Origin of the sequence: Microcoleus sp. Pol12B4 (assembly GCF_036701385.1) — a bacterium.
Taxonomy (GTDB): domain Bacteria; phylum Cyanobacteriota; class Cyanobacteriia; order Cyanobacteriales; family Microcoleaceae; genus Microcoleus.
On record NZ_JAUBQR010000020.1, the window covers coordinates 1 to 18,257 of the forward strand.

Genomic DNA, 18,257 nt, shown 5'->3' on the forward strand with positions numbered 1-18,257 from the left:
CAGTATATCTTAGATATGGCAGAAGATGCCGGTATCCGCTTGCCGAACGGATGCAAGCAAGGAGAGTGTTCTGCTTGCGTTGTCAAACTGCTGAGCGGTGAAATCGACCAAAGCGAACAAAAGTTTTTGAAGCCGTCAGAATTGGAAGCTGGCTACGCTGTTACTTGTGTGGCTTACCCGCTTTCTGATTGTACTTTGTTAACTCATCAAGAACAAGTTTTGTATCAAACAGCTCTTTATTTTAAGTAATAAGTATGGAGCGATTCAAAGATACTCGTGAAACAATCTACTCATTCCAGGATGAATTTCTGGTGAGATGCCCTTTTTGTGGTTCATGTGCGATCGTGCGTTGTATAGATCCTGATAAGGTCGATAGCTTTGCTCCTCGGAGATTTTCCTGTACAGCTTGTGGTTCCTCAAAAGATTGGTCTGAACAGAAGATTGAAAGCTGGTATAGTGAGGCACTGGATAACTACTTCCACTATCCTCTATGGCTTCAAACTTCCTGTTGCGGTCAGACGCTTTGGGCTTACAATCTTCGACATTTAGAATTTATTGAGGCCTTTGTTCGGGCAAAGCTGAGGGAACGAAAACCTCATGAACTTCATGGCTGGTCTAATCAGAGTCTGTTCTCTAGACTTCCAAAATGGATACAATCAGGTAAGAATCGAGAAGAAATTCTCAAAGCGATCTCAAAGATACGTGAATCAGTTGTAACTTCTACCTAATATTCGCCACTGGAAATGGTTGTTGAACCAGATTTCGTGTGATGTAAGGTGTGTGACTCTCCAGTATCTGGCTGCAACTTTAGTGGCTAGAAAGCCACGCACCCTAACGAGTATAGATAAACCCCTCCTGATTAATTTAGCAACTGTAGAATCCGCTTCAACGGAATTTCCGCCCAATCTAAGCGGTAATTAAGTTCGTAGGCTAGCTCGCCAACCGCTTTTTCCAAAATGTAAGCATCCAACAAAACTTGTAGTTCCGGTATAGATTTGGGCAAGAAATTCGCATCGGCTGCTGTTAGCAAATAGCTGTTAAGAAAAGTGAGGCTGACCCAGCGGTGCCAAACGTTCGCCCACTGCTGCATCTCCGGGAGATTTTCCGGGCGAATCATCCCACTTTCTACTTCATTGCGGAGTGCCAAAGTAACAGCGTAACTTATAGATTGCAGCATTCCCGCAACATCTCGCAGGGGCGACCTCTTCATCCGCCGCTCGTTTAAGGGTCGATCGCGTTCTCCTCCGAAATCAATAATTACGAAGTCTTTGCCTGTATAAAGAACTTGCCCGAAATGAAAGTCTCCGTGACAGCGAATTCTATCGGCAGTGATTCTCAAGTTCAGAATAGACTTGAAACGTTCCATGAGCAAATCTTCACGGTTGAGGAGCTTTTGCGCCGATTTTTGTATTTCTGGTGGCAGTTTGGACAGCCGTTTTTTTAGCTCCAGCAAAGTTCTTCCTGCCAGATTTCTCATGTGTTGATAGATGGAACGCTGGTAAAAGGAGGTGAAGCTTTCTGGGGCAAAAGCGGGATTTTCTGTGTCAGCAGCTAAAGCGAGGTGAAGTTCGGCTGTCCGCTGACCTAAAAGTTCGGCTGATGCTAAGTAAGAGCCGATGAGTTCGCGAGCTAAGGCGGGAATTTCTAGGGATAAATCCGCTACTAGCGAGTTTGAGTTCCGCTGCATTTGTCCGGTCAAAGCGCTCGGTAAATAATTTTCGGGGGCAGTAGATAAATTCTCGCCGGAATGCTTTGCTTCTACGGTCATTACTTGCTCGAAATAGTCGCGCAGTGTGTCTAATGTATAAGACCAAGCGTCTATGCTGTCGGGGATTAATTTTTGCAGTATTCCGACGGTAAGGGCTTGTTTTGCTGGTGTGTGATATTCCAATGCTCCGGCAATTGGAGCGTAGTGTTGGATCGAGTTGCGCTCTGTTAAAAAGCGTCCGATTTCTAATTCGGGGTTGATTCCTTCCTCGATTTTTCGCAATATTTTCAGGACGAAGCGGTCGCCGTAACCTGCGGATGTATTGCTTTGTTCTTTTTTGAACAGGTGAGGGTCGAGCTGCGATAAATCTTGTTCTGAGTTGAATGAACTGTCGGCAATTCCTAGCAGTTGACCTGCAGCACCTCTGTAACTGCGAGAATTGGCGATCGCCCCCAGCAGCGCGCTCAGAAAACCTTTGTCCCCGGCAGCGTCAAATAGTACCCCGACTTCCTTGTTGGTTTCTGGGAAGTGGAGGCGCGCGATCGCCCGATCGTCCACATCGCCTTTCATCTCTTCCCACCCTAAAGGCAAAACGTAAGTTTCCGGCATACCTTCAGTATAATTCAACTGCAAAAACAGAATGTAAACTTGAGATTGCTCCCCCGCACTATCTTTACATTCAATCGGTACAATCTCACTTATTTCTAATGATTGAATTGTCCGATCGGTACCGCTAAACCAGCGATTGCGCCGCAGGTATCCCGGCAAAATATTAAGCAGCATATCGCTTAACTGACTTGTAGCAAAAGCAGTTTTCCAATTACCTATCACCGCCAAAGTAGGCAAGTCTGTGGGAACGCCGTGCAGCACCAAATCTTCATTTTTAACAGTAAGAGTAAACCAGTAAAACGTGTGAGGACTCAAGCACAAAAAGTAAGGATCTTCGCCAACGGCAGGAAACTCCGTACGGCCGAAAATCTCCACCGGAACAGCACCTTTAAAGGGCGCAAGGTCTAATTCTGCCGTCTGGACGAAGCGTGACAAATTAGCCACTACGAGGATGTGTTCGTCTTGATAAGTGCGTACAAAAGCTAAAACTTTGCGGTTTTCCGGGTACAGAAACTCGCAAGTTCCGCGGCCGAATGCTTGGAAGCGCTGCCTAATTGCAATCAGGCGTTTCATCCACCACCACAGAGAACTCGGATTCGCCCGCTGCGCGTCCACGTTAACAGATTCGTAGTGATATTCAGGGTCAACAATGGGCGGCGCGTAAAGCCGCTGCGGGTTCGCACGGCTGAAACCGGCATTGCGATCGCCACTCCACTGCATCGGAGTTCTCACCCCGTTGCGATCGCCCAAATAGATATTGTCTCCCATGCCAATTTCATCGCCGTAGTAAAGCACCGGCGTACCCGGAAGAGACAGCAGCAAAGCATTCATCAACTCGATGCGGCGGCGGTTATTTCCCATCAAAGGAGCCAAGCGGCGGCGGATGCCCAAATTAATTCTCGCCTGAGTGTCTTGAGCGTAAACCCGATACATATAATCTCGGTCTTCATCACTCACCATTTCCAGCGTCAATTCGTCATGATTCCGCAAAAATAATGCCCACTGACAGTTATTGGGAATCGGCGGAGTTTGCTGGAGAATATCGCTAATTGGGAAGCTATCTTCCATATACAAAGCCATAAATAAACGTGGCATCAGCGGAAAATGAAAGTTCATGTGACATTCATCGCCGGCAGCGTAATATTGAACTGCATCCTCCGGCCACTGATTCGCCTCAGCCAGCAGCATCCGGTTCGGGAATTTTTCATCTACGTGCTGCCGCAATTGCTTCAGGAATTGGTGAGTTTCTGGCAGGTTTTCGCAGTTAGTACCTTCGCGCTCGTACAGGTAAGGCACGGCATCCATCCGCAGTCCGTCTACTCCCAGTGCCAACCAGAAATCTACCACATCTAAGATGGCTTGGCGCACGGCCGGATTGTCGTAATTCAAATCGGGTTGGTGGGAATAAAAACGGTGCCAGTAATAAGCTTTTGCTACGGCATCCCAAGCCCAATTAGAGGTTTCAAAATCTTTGAAAATAATCCGAGCATCTTGATATTTTTCCGGCGTGTCGTTCCACACATAAAAATCTCTTTCGTTACTTCCTTTCGGGGCGCGGCGCGCTCGCTGAAACCAAGCGTGCTGATCGGAAGTGTGGTTGACAATTAACTCAATAATGACTCGAATTCCCCGCTCGTGCGCTGCTTCTAAAAGGTCTTTAAAATCCTCTAATGTGCCGTAAATCGGGTTGACGGTAGTATAGTGAGATGTATCGTAGCCGTCGTCTCGCAGCGGCGAGGGAAAAAATGGCAGTACCCAAATTGCTGTTACTCCCAAGTTTTGCAGGTAATCCAGTTTTTCAGTCAGTCCTCTAAAGTCGCCGATGCCGTCTGCATTGCTGTCGGCAAAAGCCCGAACTGGTACTTCGTAAATAATTGCGTCTTTGAACCACAAGGGGTCGTCATTTAACATTGAGTTTGGCATGATTTGTAGCGATGATTGGTAATTGGTAATTTGTACTTAAAATTTGGTAATTGGGATTTGTTAGTTCCCATCCAAACCGATAAATCATAACTCATAATTTAGCCGCTATTCCTCATGCCAGCGGCAGACTTTTAATCGTAATTTATTAACGCAAAACTTATAATTTCTTAACTATAAAATCTCAACAAGCTGTTTTGCTATTTCGGATACAGTTCATAATTCCGATACATATGCGCGGTGCACACCCGAAAGACCGATCCGCGGTGCACACCCTACCAAGGCGTGTCAACTTAAGCCTGAAACCCCTCTGAATCTCTCGCTGCTAGTCCAGTCTAGATCCCCCTAAATCACTCTTGATGGGACTTTGAGAACACTCTTGTCCCGCCCTTATTAAGGGGGGCTAGGGGGGAGCGAGCCCTTGTTGACACTAAGCACACCCTACAGACTCAGGATTAGGTGCGGTATTTACTACCTGGCGGACGGTTGCCACGACAGTACAGTACCTTGACGTTGATTGCTAATTTTCGTTACATTAGTTTACATAAAGCAACAAAAATTAAGGAAAAAGCAAATATGGCTATTGTAATCGCTCTTTTAATCGTCGGTTGGGTCGCAGCCTCAGTAATTGGCACTCAAGCATATTTCCTGGGCGAACAGTCAAAGCCTATCCACGAGCGGAATTGGAACGATGAATCTTTTGAAAAATTGGCTGTAGCAATCACAGCAACAGAGATGGATTACAGCGTTCGCGTTCCCGCCTACAGCATGGATGCTTACGGCAGCCGCACCATCTCGAATTCTTGATATCAAGTAACAGGTTTCACCATTTTCAATAACAGGCAAGATGCCGGTTCCTAATTTTCAATAACAGGCAGGATGCCTGTTCCACAAGAGAATTGATTGTTTGTGGAACAGGCATCTTGCCTGTCCCTAATTTTTAATAACAGGCAGGATGCCTGTTCCACTAGAAAATTGATTGTTTGTGGAACAGGCATCTTGCCTGTTCCTAACTATTCGGCAACTACAAACTCTTACCTGTCAGCGCTGGGCGAGACTCTTTTTTGCGAAATTGCAAAGAGTTATTTTCACAGTCGATCGCAATTGTATCTCCCTCCACAAACGCATTTTCCAGAATCTTGTTAGCCAGCGGGTTTTCCAGCTCCCGCTGGATGGCGCGTTTCAAGGGACGAGCGCCGTAAACCGGGTCGTAACCGACATCTGTGATATGGTTTTTCGCCGCATCGGAGAGTTCCAAAGTGATTTTTTGCTCGGCCAACAAACGCTCGATCCGCTTCACTTGGATACTGACTATTTGCCGCAGTTCGACCTTGCTCAAAGTGTGGAACAAAATTATCTCGTCCACCCGATTGAGAAATTCGGGCCGGAAGTGCGATCGCAGCGCTGTCATCACCCGTTTTAACATCTGTTCGTACTCTTGGTCTGTCTCCCGGTCTTGAGTCAATAAATTTTCATTTTCACTCTTGTTTTCAGTCTTGTTTTCACTCTTAGTTACACTATCAACATCAACTCGCTGGGCCGACACCTCGACAGTACCATCGGCAGCCACTTTATAATCTGTCTTTTGACTGGACAAATCTTTCGTTTCCTGCTTCCGACTAGCAGGTTTTTTGACGGTTTTTTCCTTCTTAGTAAACACGTCTAAAATGTGGTCGCTGCCGATATTGCTAGTCATCACAATTACGGTATTTCTAAAGTCAACCACTCGACCTTGAGAATCGGTAATTCTGCCGTCATCCAACACTTGCAGCAAAATGTTAAATACGTCCGGGTGCGCTTTTTCCACTTCGTCAAACAGCACTACCGAATAAGGCTGTCTCCGCACTGCTTCCGAAAGTTGTCCCCCTTCATCGTAACCGACATATCCGGGGGGAGCTCCTACCAACCGGGAAACGCTGTGTTTCTCCATGTATTCCGACATATCGATGCGGACGATCGCATCATCGCTGTCAAACAAAAACTCCGCCAACGCCCGCGCTAACTCAGTTTTTCCGACGCCTGTCGGGCCCATAAACAAGAAAGAGCCGATCGGTCGGCCAGGGTCTTTCATGCCCGCCCTAGCGCGCCGAATTGCCGCTGCCACGGCTGTTACAGCTTCCTCTTGACCGATAACTTTTTGGTGCAAGTGTTTTTCCAATTGCAGCAATTTTTGGCGTTCGGATTCTAACAATCGGTTAACGGGAATGCCCGTCCATTTGGCGACAATTTCCGCAATATCGCCCTCAGTAACTTTTTCCCGCAGCAGGGAAGAACCTTGAGCTTGCTGTTTCAAAAGTTCCGCTTCTTTCGCTTCGCGATCGCGCACCGCAGTTTCCAACTTGCCGTACTTTAACTGTGCGGCCTTATTCAAATCGTAAGCCCTTTCTGCTTGTTCGATTTGCACTCGCAGTTGGTCTTCTTCTGCTTTCAATTTATTGATTGCATCCAACAACTGCTTTTCGCCCAACCACTGAGAGGACAATTTTTCCTGCTTGACTTTTAAAATGTCAATCTCCGATGTGATGCGTTCGACGCGGAAGCCTAGCCCAGGGGCTAGAGCGCCTTTTCCTTCGCCTTCGATCGACAATTTTTCCATTTCCAACTGCATCACCCGGCGGTCAATGCCTTCCAATTCCACAGGTTTAGAAGTAATCTCCATTTTCAAGTGGGCGGCCGCTTCATCTACCAGGTCGATCGCCTTGTCCGGCAAAAATCGATCGGAAATATAGCGAAAAGACAGAGTTGCAGCAGCTACCAGGGCCGAATCAGTAATTTTTACCCCGTGGTGGCGTTCGTAACGGTCTTTCAATCCGCGCAAAATCGAAACAGTATCTTCAACGCTCGGTTCGCCGACAAATACTTGTTGAAAGCGGCGTTCCAAGGCAGGATCTTTTTCAATATTCTTGCGGAATTCGTCGAGAGTTGTAGCGCCGATGCAGCGCAATTCGCCTCTGGCCAACATTGGTTTTAACAAATTTCCCGCATCCATTCCCGAACCGGAACTGCCACCGCCGCCAGTGCCGACAACGGTGTGCAATTCGTCAATAAATAGGACAATTTGCCCGTCGGAATCGATGACTTCCCGCAATACAGATCGCAACCGTTCTTCAAATTCGCCCCGGAATTTTGCCCCAGCAATTAAACTGCCCATGTCGAGGCTAAATAGCTGGCGATTTTTCAAAGATTCCGGTACGTCGCCGTTGACAATCCGCTGGGCTAAACCTTCGGCGATCGCAGTTTTTCCGACTCCGGGATCGCCAATTAACACCGGATTGTTTTTTTGGCGGCGGGAAAGAACTTGTACCACGCGGCGGATTTCCTCGTCGCGGCCGATTACTGGGTCGAGTTTGCCGGCTTTGGCGGCTTCTGTCAAATCGCGGCCGTACTTGCTGAGGGCGTCGGAGTTAGCTTCGCCATCTTGATCTTGGGCTTTAGCGCTGCTGCGGCTGCCTTTCCCCGTTTCGGAATTTTTTTCTTGGGTTTTAGCAGTGGCGCGGACTAATTTGATTGCTTCTTCGAGTTTTGGTCGATCGATCGTACCGGCTGGGGGTTTGCGATCGTAACCGGGACGGCCCGGCGGGCCGTCGCCTTTTGTCAGCAACCTGCGGCCGACTCGTTCGTCTTCTACTAAGCCAATTAATAAATGTTCAACGGCGATAAAATTATCTTGCCAAGTCGCCCTGGTGGCCTCGGCAACATCTAACATCACTTCTAAGCCGCGACCGAGGTATAGTTGGTCAGCGTTGGCAACTCTGGGCTGTCGTTTGGCAAAAGCATCTAACTGCTGGGCCAAGCGAGGGGCATCGACTCCAGCTTTGCTGAGAATGCTGTTGGCTTGGCCTTGCTGTTCGAGAAGGGCGATGGCTAAATGTTCAACCTCTAGCTGCTGATTGGCAAAGCGGCGGGCGACATCCTGGGATTTGACAATGGCTTCCCAGGCTTGATCTGTAAATTTGCTAGGGTCTGTTGGCTGCACGTTGGTTCCTCGCAATCAAGGGGATTCCTGTTGTTATCCGTTAATACATCGTCTCACAACCATCATAATCTTTAAACAGGATTATGAATTTATGAGTGCGGTTAACTAGGGCGGAAGTTGTGGCATAATTGGCCTCTTACAAAAGCTTACAGTCCGCAATCCACCCCGAAATTTGGTGAGGTCAGACCGACTCTGGCGATTCCATTCGGGATAGTTTCGCTGGTCGTACTTATAAAAATATTGCCAGAAACAAGATTTTTTATCGGCTGAGACTTATGCTATTTCCCACTTACCAATTTCTAGTTTTTTTCCTAATTATTTTTAGCGCGATAGTCTCTGTGAAACCCCAAGTCAATTTGTATAAAATTGTCTTGTTAGCTTCTAGTTTATTATTTTATTCCTTTTGGAGCTTTGACTTTCTCTTGCTCCTCATTTTCTCTACAGCCTCTAACTATATCATTCTCCGGGTTCTCTGTAACAGTAATTATAAAAAAATTGCTTTAATCTCCGGCCTAATTTCCAACATTGCCTATCTCGGAATCTTTAAATATTGCAACTTCTTTGTAACTTCCTTATTTGAGGTACTGAACCAGCTACAAATTCCAGCCAACTTTCCAGTTTTGCAAATAATCGCCCCCGTCGGCGTGTCTTTCTATACTTTTAGAATAATTTCTCATTTAATCGACTGCTACCAGCAAAAAATACCCTGTCCAAAATTTATAGACTATGCCGCCTACATTACCTACTTTCCGCAAATTGCCTCGGGGCCAATCTCGCGAGCTCGCGAATTTTATTTGCAGCTAAATTCACGAAAAAAATACGACTATCAGATTGAAGAAGTTATAGTTTTGATTTTGTCTGGACTCTTCAAAAAATATACTTTATCGAGCTTTTTGTTTAACTTCACTGACTTGCCATTCAAAGTACCCCAGCAGTACAGCAGCATCGATTTAATCCTCGCGGCAATTTCCTATTCCTGTTTAATTTATGTAGATTTCAGCGGCTATTCGGATTTAGCCAACGGCATCTCGTGTTTGCTGGGTTTTAAACCCATTGCCAACTTTAATATGCCATACCGATCGCTCAGTCTGCAAGAATTTTGGAAAAGGTGGCACATCAGTCTTTCCGAGTGGCTGAGGGATTACGTTTACTTTCCCTTGGGCGGTAACAAATACGGCAAGTTGAGGAAGTATCTAAATCTATTTTTAACAATGGCGATCGGTGGATTTTGGCACGGCGCAGGTTTAAACTTTATTTTCTGGGGAGCAATTCACGGTTTAGGATTAATTGTCAACCATTTATGTAAAGATATCCCCCAAGCTATCCACTTTAAATTAGACTATGCGTTTCCCAGATTTGCCAAATTTTGCAGTTGGTTGTTAACATTTAGTTTTGTTACTTGTAGTTGGGTATTTTTCGGCACTCCCAACTGGGAAACTGCGGTGAGTTTTTTTGAAGGAATTGTCCATCCTGCAGTCGCAACTTTTCAATTTAACTTTTGGCAATTGTATTTAGTAATTGCAGTCATCGGCGCGATTAACTTGTGGGGCGATCGCATCGCGAAAGTATTGCAAACCGTCTTGTCATTAAAAAACATTTTCTTTCGGGTTGTCTTAGTTTCACTGCTCGTGTATACTATCTTGATGTTGGGGCCGAGTACCGTTCCGCCTTTTATTTACTTTAATTTCTAAGAAATATGAAAGACCGGGAAATTTTGCTGATTGTTACTTCTGTAATTCTCACTTTAATATTTTCAAACTTATCATTATTTCTCAAAAGCTTTGCTTCAACTCCTTTCGCCAGTGCAGAAATTAAACAAGCCGCGCGCCAAATAGAAATAGACGGCTTCCGAAAATCAGAACAAGATTTTTGGAGCAAAATGAAAGATATTAACTTCGAGAGCCTCCCCAAAGAACCAGAACTTCCTCCTGTAAAAACCGAAACAAAAGCGGCCGTTGAACCCCCAAAGCCTGCTACTGCTAAAAAAGAAACCCCAGCTAAACCTAAACTGACCAGACCTTATCGCAGATTTTTATTTATTGGAGATTCCGTAATGTTCGACTTAGGAATTCAACTCCAGTACACTCTTAAGAAAAAATACAATATCGCCGATACAAAAATTGACTACAAAGTCTCGACGGGATTAAATCGGATAGATTATTATGACTGGTATGCCAGAACTCGCCAAGTTATTAATAATTACCAGCCGGATGTAGTGATAGTTTTGTTCGGAGCAAATGATCCTCAGAATATTATTGATGTTCAAGGAAAAGCCCGGGTTGTTATGACGAAAGAATGGCAAAAAGCTTATCAAGAAAGAGTTGAAAGATACGCCAAGTTACTCGATTCGTCATCCGTGAGAAAAGTGTATTGGATCGGTCAATCCATACCTAAGAAGTCTTTTTATCTCAAAGCTTTTCCCATCATGAACGAGATTTATAAGAATGCCAGCAAATCTTCATCCAAAATAGAATTTATTTCTACTTGGGAGACATTTGGACAAGCAGGAAAACTTGTTCCTGTAGTTGCCAATAAATCGGGGAAACGAGGCTATGTAAAAAATAATGACGGATTGCACTTTACCTCCCACGGAGCTCAAATTATCAGCGACTTAATTGTTGACCAAATGGTGAGGGACAAAATATTAAAACTTCCGACAAAGAAATGACTATAGTAGGTTGGGTTTCGTGACGCAACCTAAAATTTTGACATTTCACCGATTACTGCAAAATTATATATTTAGTTCGGGGCGCGCCTTTGCCTTGCTAAACCCGGTTTATAAGAAAAATCTGGAGTTTAGTCAGGAGAAATTTACTGGTGCAACGGGGTTGATAACTCCCTATGCCTCCAGGACTAATATTGACAAAAAGCAGCAGTAAATGTAATGCTGAATTTAGCATCAAACAACGGCGTCCATATCTAATAATTGTCCTGGGGACAAATTATGACGAGCAATATGTGGAAACTCGATCGCCCTAGCATCCCTGAGCCAATGGAATGCAGTGGTACAGCACTAATCATCGCTCTCACTAAATATACTCAACCTTGGCAAAGAGTAAACACAGTTGAACGAATTTTGCAACATTGCGGGATCGAGCCTTTTGCTGAAGTTTTGGGCGTACAGAACAGCGGAATATTAAGGGCCAATATACCGGAATCGCTCAGAAAACCACATCCGAATTTGCTGTTTCGCGCTTTGGCAATTCAGGCATTTGGGAAGAGGCGAGAGGGGCTGATATCAAGTGAGAGAGCGGCTAGAGCCACTGATTTTAGCAAAAATCTGCTGGCGGCGTTAGAAGTGGAAGCGCGAGGGGGATCGACTCCTTTAATTCGCTGGTCTGCGGCTGTTAGTATTAAGTCAATTTGCTTGGATGAAGCAGGGCAAGGCAAGGAAGGTGCTGTCAATATCACAATCAATGCAGAGGAAATTGAGCGGCGGGTTGTAGAAGAGCAAATTAAAGTGTTAACAAGCAACAAATTTGCTTTGGGCGACAGCAGCAGAAATGACAGCAGTAAGGAATATGAGAATTGTCTCGATTTTTGGGTGTACGGGCCGAGCTGGCTGCTGCCCAGGCTGTCAATGGATTGTGAAGAATATCTGTTTTGGATCGAGCGAGTATTTGCTGCGATCGCAGTTACGTGTCCGTACAAATTGAGTGCCGAAAACGATGCAGCGGTAACAAACTTTTTGGAAGTTGCCGAAAATAATTTTAATGACTGGGAATTCTCCAAAATACTTGCCAAAATTTTTGACTTCCTGCACCACCCGGAAGCGAGAGTAAAAAATCTAGCTGCTATTATTTTAGAACCGTACAAAGACAAGCTAGACCGAAAAGCGGCGCAGATTATGACAGCGATCGTATATAAATTTAATGTAAAATATCAGCCCTTAGAATGTCTGACTATTCCCGAGATTGAGGAGTACAAAGCGTCACTGTATCGAGGTAAAAGGGAAATTGACGAGATGTATAGTCAGGCTTTGTCGCTGTGCGGCGATCGGGATGTCGAACTCGCAAGTTTCTTGTCATCTAAACAAAATAAATACCAAAATACTCTAGACGAGCATATCAACAATCTCAGCAAGTTAGTTAAATCAATCATATATTGCCAGAGTTTGTTAGATGCTAATAGGGAACTTTTGTATTTGACTATAGAGCGGCTAGAAAAATGGGATTACACCCTCGACAATAAACTGGCGGCCCATCGCAAACAACTCAAAAACCTGAGCTTAGACAAAAACACCTCCGAGCAGTGCATCAACCTAGACAATGAACTCAATTATATCAGAGATGCTTTGCAGTATACTTTGTATGAAATCACTTCAAATATTAACAGCAAAATTAGAGAGTTAGAACTTTCTGTGTCCAAAAATAACAAGACTGCAACAGATATGTTTAAGTGGACGTGGGTATTATTCGGGGTGTGGTTTTCAGTAGGGCTGCTTTTATATTTATCTGATGTAGTAATTAACTCGATATCCACCGTCAGCTACCAAAGCGAATTTCTAGTTTATTGGACTATTTTTTTTAGTGTGATGGTGGTATTTTTGTTAGTATTAGCTGTATTCTTTTCGGCGCTCGGTGCTTTAGACCAACGCCGAGAATCTAAATTAATTCCTAAATTTGATAGTTTAAGTCAAATAGGCAGCAGTTTTGCTATTTTGTGGCAAAAGAGTTACTTGCAGCAGTTTGTACCGTCGGTGCGATCGCATTAAAAATGTTGAAAACTTCCTAAATCCCCTCAGTAGGGTGCGTCAGAGAAAGAGTTTCAACCTAACTCAAAAAGTTTGTTTCTGACGCACCCTACCAGGACTAGGAGGACGAACTCTAAGATGCGGTCGCCGCACTTACTTTCTGGGTGTTGCTACCTTGATTTTCCAGTTGAATTAATTCAACTTTATATCCATCTGGGTCTTCCACAAAAGCGATGACTGTTGAACCGTGCTTCATCGGGCCGGGTTCGCGACTAACTTTACCGCCGCGAGCTTTAATTTCTTCGCAAGTACCGTAAATGTCGTCAACGCCGATCGCAATATGACCGTAAGCATCCCCTAAATTGTACTGTTCGACGCCCCAGTTGTATGTTAATTCCAAAACTGTAGTGTCTGATTCGTCGCCGTAGCCCACAAAAGCCAGAGTAAATTTACCGTCTGGATAGTCCTTTTGCCGCAGCAATTTCATGCCCAGAACCTCCGTGTAAAATTTGAGGGACTCTTCCAGGTTGCCGACTCGGAGCATCGTGTGTAGTAGTTGCATTTAGCTCACTCCAAATTTCTTAAGCTTTCATCTATTTTAGCGATTTCTTGCTGAAAAAACTCGCGCCTCAACCGTCGCAGTTGCCGCAGGTTGATAACTATCTATTTGATTTAGCTTTGTACTTCCACCACACCCCGAAACATATTCATGCCACACGTAAATAGGTATCGCCCAGGTTTTTTAGGGGTAAATTCAACAGCCGTTACCTGATTGAGAGGTAATTCTCGCACTATGTGGAAATCTGGTAACAACACTTTTTCAAGACAACTATTGGGGTCGCGCCTCAAGAAATTGAGCCGGACTAATTGACCCGCTTCCACCACTACAGTGGCAGGCTCATAACCCCCGTCTACAGTAATAGTCAACTCTTGTATCCCCTGAATAGATTCAGCTTGCTGCCCTTTAGCTTTACTGAACAAAAACCACCACAATTCCAAACCAATTAATGTCAAACCACCTATTGTGACGCCAACTTTTAAACCTAGTGGCTGTTCAATACTGCGGAATTGAGTCGTTGAAGTAGAATGCTGGACGGACATTTTAGAAGCTTGAACTCCCGATGCAATTCCCATCACAAGTCCTAAACTCGCGAGACTTCCCCAAATTTGACGATGGTGTAGCATTTTTCTAATTCCTCCAAATTTATGCACTAGATTTGGCTTGAAAATTCCGCAATCGCAAAGCATTAGTAAGTACAGAGACTGAACTGAAAGCCATTGCTGCACCGGCGATAATTGGATTTAGCAGCCAGCCAAAAATGGGGTACAAAATGCCTGCCGCGATCGGTATTCCAGCGATGTTGTAAATAAACGCAAAAAACAAATTTTCGCGGATGTTCCGCATGGTGGCGCGGGAAAGTTTAATTGCTGTAACTATGCCTTGCAAATCTCCTGAAATTAAGGTAATGTCGCTGGCTGCGATCGCCACATCTGTGCCGGTGCCGATCGCAATTCCCACGTCTGAAGCGGCCAAAGCCGGTGCATCGTTAATCCCGTCTCCCACCATCGCGACAATTTTTCCTCCCCGTTGCAGGGCTTGGATTTGAGCTGCTTTTTGATCGGGTCTAACTTCGGCAAAAACACGAGTAATGCCTACGGATTGGGCGATCGACTCCGCAGTCGCGCGATTATCCCCCGTCAGCATCGCCACCTCCAAACCGAGTTTTTGAAGTGCTTTCACCGCCTGCGCTGACGACGGTTTGAGAGCATCCGCAATGCCCAGAATTGCCTCTATTTTGCCTTCTACAGCCATCCAAACAACCGTTTTGCTCGCAGCTTCCAAAGCTCTCCCGCGCAGTTCCAGATATTCAGTATCGCAGCCTAGTTCCTGCATCCACCTCAGCGTTCCCAGGGCGATCGACTTCCCGCCTACAACCCCGCGCACGCCACTCCCTGCGATCGCCTCAAAATCCTTAACATCCCTCAAATTTACCTCTTGAGATTGAGCGTATCTAACAACAGCTTCCCCCAAAGGATGCTCCGAATTGTGCTCGACCGACGCCGCCAATTGCAGCAATTTTAACTCATTGCTGTTCGCCGTTCCTTTAATTGTCACAAAATCAGTTACAGTCGGCTTACCTTCGGTAAGAGTTCCAGTTTTATCTAACACGATAATTTGGATTTTGTGAGCCAATTCTAAACTATCGGCTCCTTTAATTAAAATTCCGTTTTCTGCACCTTTACCAGTGCCAACCATCACAGCAGTCGGAGTCGCTAAACCCAAAGCGCAGGGACAAGCAATAATCAATACTCCCACCATTGTCACGGTCGCTAGAGTGAAGTTTCCCGTCGTGTTAAACCAGACAATAAAAGTAGCTAAAGCGACGGAAATTACTACAGGAACAAACCAACCCGTCACTTGGTCGGCTAACTTTTGAATTGGTGCTTTTGAACCCTGTGCATCCTGCACCATCTTGACAATTTGAGCTAAAAAGGTATCTTTGCCAACTCTTGTCGCCCGAAACTTGAAGCTGCCTGTTTTGTTAATTGTCGCTCCGATAACTTCGTCGCCAAGCTGCTTTTTGACAGGCAAACTTTCTCCCGTAACCATTGCTTCGTCTACAGTGGAAGAGCCTTCAATTACCTCTCCATCTACGGGGATTTGCTCTCCCGGCCGCACCTGCACAACATCGCCAATTTCCACTTGGGCGATCGGCACTTCCAACTCTTCCCCGTTGCGAACTATCCGAGCAGTTTTTGCTTGCAAACCCATGAGTTTCCGAATGGCTTCGGAAGTCTCTCCCTTCGCCCGATTTTCTAGGGTTTTCCCCAACAAAATTAAGGCAATAACGCTAGCTGCTACTTCGTAGTAAACGCTAGGAGTCAAACCTTGGGCTGTCAAGAAACCTGGGAAAAATGTCACAAATACAGAATAAAAGTAAGCAGCACTTGTACCCAAGGCAATCAGAGTATCCATTGTCGCTACACGCCGTTTTAGGGATTTCCAAGCTCCCACATAAAACGATTTGCCGCACCAAAATTGTACGGGGGATGTCAGGACTAATTGCAGCCAAAAATTGTGCAGCCATGCGGGAATAAATGGCAGGTGCAAGCCGGTCATCGCTGGAATAGCGCCCACAACTAGCAGGATGCTTATGATGCCTGCTGTCCAGAGTTTCCGCTGCAAGGTTTGAGATTCAGATTTGCGATCGGCTTGTTCGGAATCATCCTCTGTCGCCGCCATTTCTGGAAGTGGCAAAGCTTGGTATCCCGCATCATCAACCGCCGATTGAATTGTGTCTAAGTCGGTTTGCTGGGAGTCGTATTGGATGGTTGCTTGTTCCATCGCAAAATTGACATGACACTCAATTACGCCGGGAACAGATTGAATTGCTTGTTCGATAGAGGAAGCACAAGAAGCACAACTCATGCCCCGCAATTTAAGTGTGAGATTGTCCATATATGCCATCCTCAATGAGACATTTACCCTTTGTCTTTAAATAGTTGGATAGCCCGCCGATGCGATCGCTTTCCTAACTTCACTTTCTGAATTAGCGGTTTGAATCGTGACCAATTTTGTCTTGAGATCCGCCTCAACCGTTGAGGCTGAGTCAATGGCTTGGACTGCTTTTGCGATTGTAGTCGCACAAGCAGAACAAGCCATTTTAGGAACTTTTAGCTGTAAAGTCATAATTTGAACCTCAGCAGAAACTACTCTGCTCAATCAATGAATTAACTCCATTGTAAAGTCTCCAGTTAACAGGAGAGTCAAGGGGAATTGCAAAATAAATCAGGAATTATGAAAAAACTGGTTTGACACGCTACCCATAGGGGTAAGGCGCGCACTGTGTACCCTACATAATTAGATTCAAGTGAGTTCTGTAAATCTTAACTTTGAGTGCGATCGACGGCACAGCAATAATTCTTTACAAGTTCCCAGCAAAAATTTCATCCTAATTTCATTTATATATGAAAAACTGAAAATAAATGGCAGTTTTAAGGATATAAAATCTATGAAACCAATTTCATTAAAAACAGGCTTTGCAGCCCTGATATTGACCGCCGCAGCCGCTTTAGCCAGCGGAGTGCTTGCAGCTTGTTCAAAAGCTCCTTCCAGCGAAGCTCAAGCCCCAAATGTTACGGCTGCAACCGAAGCAAACAACAAGCAAAACGTGGCCCAAGGCGGTGGCATGAATCATGGCATGAATCATGGCATGAATCACGATATGTCAATGGATTTAGGCCCTGCTGATGCCGACTACGATTTACGGTTTATTGATGGGATGACAGTACATCATCAAGGTGCTGTAAACATGGCAAAAGATGTGCTTAAACAATCCAAACGCCCGGAAATGAAAAAACTTGCCACTGATATAATTGCTGCTCAAAACCGCGAAATCAATCAAATGAAAGAGTGGCGAAAAGCTTGGTATCCCAAAGCCAGCAGTACCCCGATGGCTTATCACGCTCCAATGGGTCACATGATGGCAATGACTCCCGAACAAATGCAAAGCATGATGATGAGCATGGATTTAGGGGCCGCTGACGACCAATTTGACTTGCGATTTATTAATGCGATGATTCCTCACCACGAAGGAGCTTTAGTGATGGCTGAAGATGCTTTGAAGAAGTCAAAACGCCCGGAAATGAAGAAATTGTCTCAAGAAATTCTGACTTCGCAAAAGCAAGAAATTGAGCAAATGAAACAGTGGCGGCAAGCTTGGTACAAACAGTAATTTAGCTCACATCAACAAAACGTGACCCAAATCCCGAAAATGAGTGACATTAATCACAGTAGCTCAAGAGTTCCGAAAATACTTGCTTTACCAAAGCAAGAACTTGAGCAAATGAAAAAGTGGCGACAACCTTGGTAGACAAAGTAATGTAGCTCGACAGTGGCTGTCAGCATTGGTCTGACTCCACCTCAGTTTCCTGAGAGTACGTACACATACTGTAGATAATTGAGCCACCCTACTTCTAAAGTAGTAGAAAGTTACGTAACAATACTGTAGACAATTGTTCAGCCCTACCTCTAAAGTAGTAGATAGGTCAGCAAAAAGTTATATAAATAGAGAAGGTAGTTTATGATATTGAATAGCTTGGAATTAAACACCACTTATAAATCAAATACAGCCGTAGATGAGTTAGTGAGCGCATTGACACAGGAAATTGAAGCGCAAGCAGAGATAAAAAAACCGGAAAAAAATTTACCGCACAATCGCTTGTCATTAGGCGAAACTTATCTTCGTATTTTAGAATCTGGTGGGCATCTGGGCTGCTGATTCAAAATTTCATCCTAATTTCATTTGACCGTGAAATACTAGGTTGAGGAGAGTATTTCTAGCTCTTGG

General features: G+C 45.0%; 13 protein-coding genes. 7 read left to right on the forward strand and 6 right to left on the reverse strand.

The annotated features are described in order from the left end of the window. The coding region (locus QUA38_RS04855; RefSeq protein ID WP_333159689.1) for a 2Fe-2S iron-sulfur cluster-binding protein at window positions 1–249 on the forward strand (249 nt) is incomplete at its 5' end. 610 nt (window positions 250–859) lie between these two features. Here the strand turns inward: QUA38_RS04855 and treS are convergent. Then, window positions 860–4,228 (reverse strand): maltose alpha-D-glucosyltransferase, encoded by a 3,369-nt coding sequence (gene treS, locus QUA38_RS04860; RefSeq protein WP_333159690.1) that lies wholly within the window; start codon window positions 4,226–4,228, stop codon window positions 860–862. Window positions 4,229–4,813: 585 nt separating this feature from the next. Between treS and QUA38_RS04865 the strand changes: the two genes are divergently transcribed. Next, window positions 4,814–5,044 carry a photosystem II protein, Psb35-related gene (locus tag QUA38_RS04865; protein ID WP_333046753.1) on the forward strand — a complete coding sequence of 77 codons (231 nt, stop codon included), beginning with the start codon at window positions 4,814–4,816 and terminating at the stop codon, window positions 5,042–5,044. 217 nt (window positions 5,045–5,261) lie between these two features. On the opposite strand, the gene QUA38_RS04870 is transcribed toward QUA38_RS04865, so the two are convergent. Continuing rightward, window positions 5,262–8,213 carry an AAA family ATPase gene (locus tag QUA38_RS04870; protein ID WP_333159692.1) on the reverse strand — a complete coding sequence of 984 codons (2,952 nt, stop codon included), beginning with the start codon at window positions 8,211–8,213 and terminating at the stop codon, window positions 5,262–5,264. Between the two features lie 275 nt (window positions 8,214–8,488). Between QUA38_RS04870 and QUA38_RS04875 the strand changes: the two genes are divergently transcribed. From QUA38_RS04875 to QUA38_RS04885, 3 genes are all read left to right on the forward strand, one after another. Next, the gene (locus QUA38_RS04875) at window positions 8,489–9,904 is read left to right on the forward strand and encodes an MBOAT family O-acyltransferase (protein ID WP_333159694.1); all 1,416 of its coding nucleotides are present in this window, start codon (window positions 8,489–8,491) and stop codon (window positions 9,902–9,904) included. A 5-nt stretch (window positions 9,905–9,909) separates the two neighbouring features. Next, window positions 9,910–10,881: a DUF459 domain-containing protein gene (locus QUA38_RS04880; RefSeq protein WP_333159696.1), complete on the forward strand. Its 972-nt coding sequence runs from the start codon at window positions 9,910–9,912 to the stop codon at window positions 10,879–10,881. Between the two features lie 276 nt (window positions 10,882–11,157). Next, the gene (locus tag QUA38_RS04885) at window positions 11,158–12,927 is read left to right on the forward strand and encodes a hypothetical protein (RefSeq protein ID WP_333159698.1); all 1,770 of its coding nucleotides are present in this window, start codon (window positions 11,158–11,160) and stop codon (window positions 12,925–12,927) included. Between the two features lie 112 nt (window positions 12,928–13,039). On the opposite strand, the gene gloA is transcribed toward QUA38_RS04885, so the two are convergent. The 4 genes from gloA to QUA38_RS04905 all read right to left on the reverse strand — a co-directional run bounded on the left by gloA (window position 13,040) and on the right by QUA38_RS04905 (window position 16,597). Further along, window positions 13,040–13,468: a lactoylglutathione lyase gene (gene gloA, locus QUA38_RS04890; protein WP_333159700.1), complete on the reverse strand. Its 429-nt coding sequence runs from the start codon at window positions 13,466–13,468 to the stop codon at window positions 13,040–13,042. 110 nt (window positions 13,469–13,578) lie between these two features. Next, a complete protein-coding gene (locus QUA38_RS04895; protein WP_333159702.1) occupies window positions 13,579–14,091 on the reverse strand; it encodes a cupredoxin domain-containing protein in 513 nt (170 codons plus the stop codon). A gap of 19 nt (window positions 14,092–14,110) precedes the next feature. Further along, window positions 14,111–16,366, reverse strand: coding sequence for a heavy metal translocating P-type ATPase (locus tag QUA38_RS04900; RefSeq protein WP_333159704.1), 2,256 nt, complete (start codon window positions 16,364–16,366; stop codon window positions 14,111–14,113). A 36-nt stretch (window positions 16,367–16,402) separates the two neighbouring features. Further along, entirely contained in the window at window positions 16,403–16,597 is a 195-nt protein-coding gene (locus QUA38_RS04905; protein WP_333159705.1) for a heavy-metal-associated domain-containing protein, read from the reverse strand. A 322-nt stretch (window positions 16,598–16,919) separates the two neighbouring features. On the opposite strand from QUA38_RS04905, the gene QUA38_RS04910 reads away from it, so the two are divergent. Together QUA38_RS04910 and QUA38_RS04915 are read left to right on the forward strand one after the other, a co-directional pair. Then, on the forward strand, window positions 16,920–17,642 hold the full coding sequence (locus QUA38_RS04910; RefSeq protein ID WP_333159707.1) for a DUF305 domain-containing protein: 723 nt from the start codon (window positions 16,920–16,922) through the stop codon (window positions 17,640–17,642). Window positions 17,643–17,990: 348 nt separating this feature from the next. Next, window positions 17,991–18,188, forward strand: a complete 198-nt coding sequence (locus tag QUA38_RS04915; protein ID WP_333159709.1) for a hypothetical protein — start codon at window positions 17,991–17,993, stop codon at window positions 18,186–18,188. Window positions 18,189–18,257: the final 69 nt, after the last annotated feature.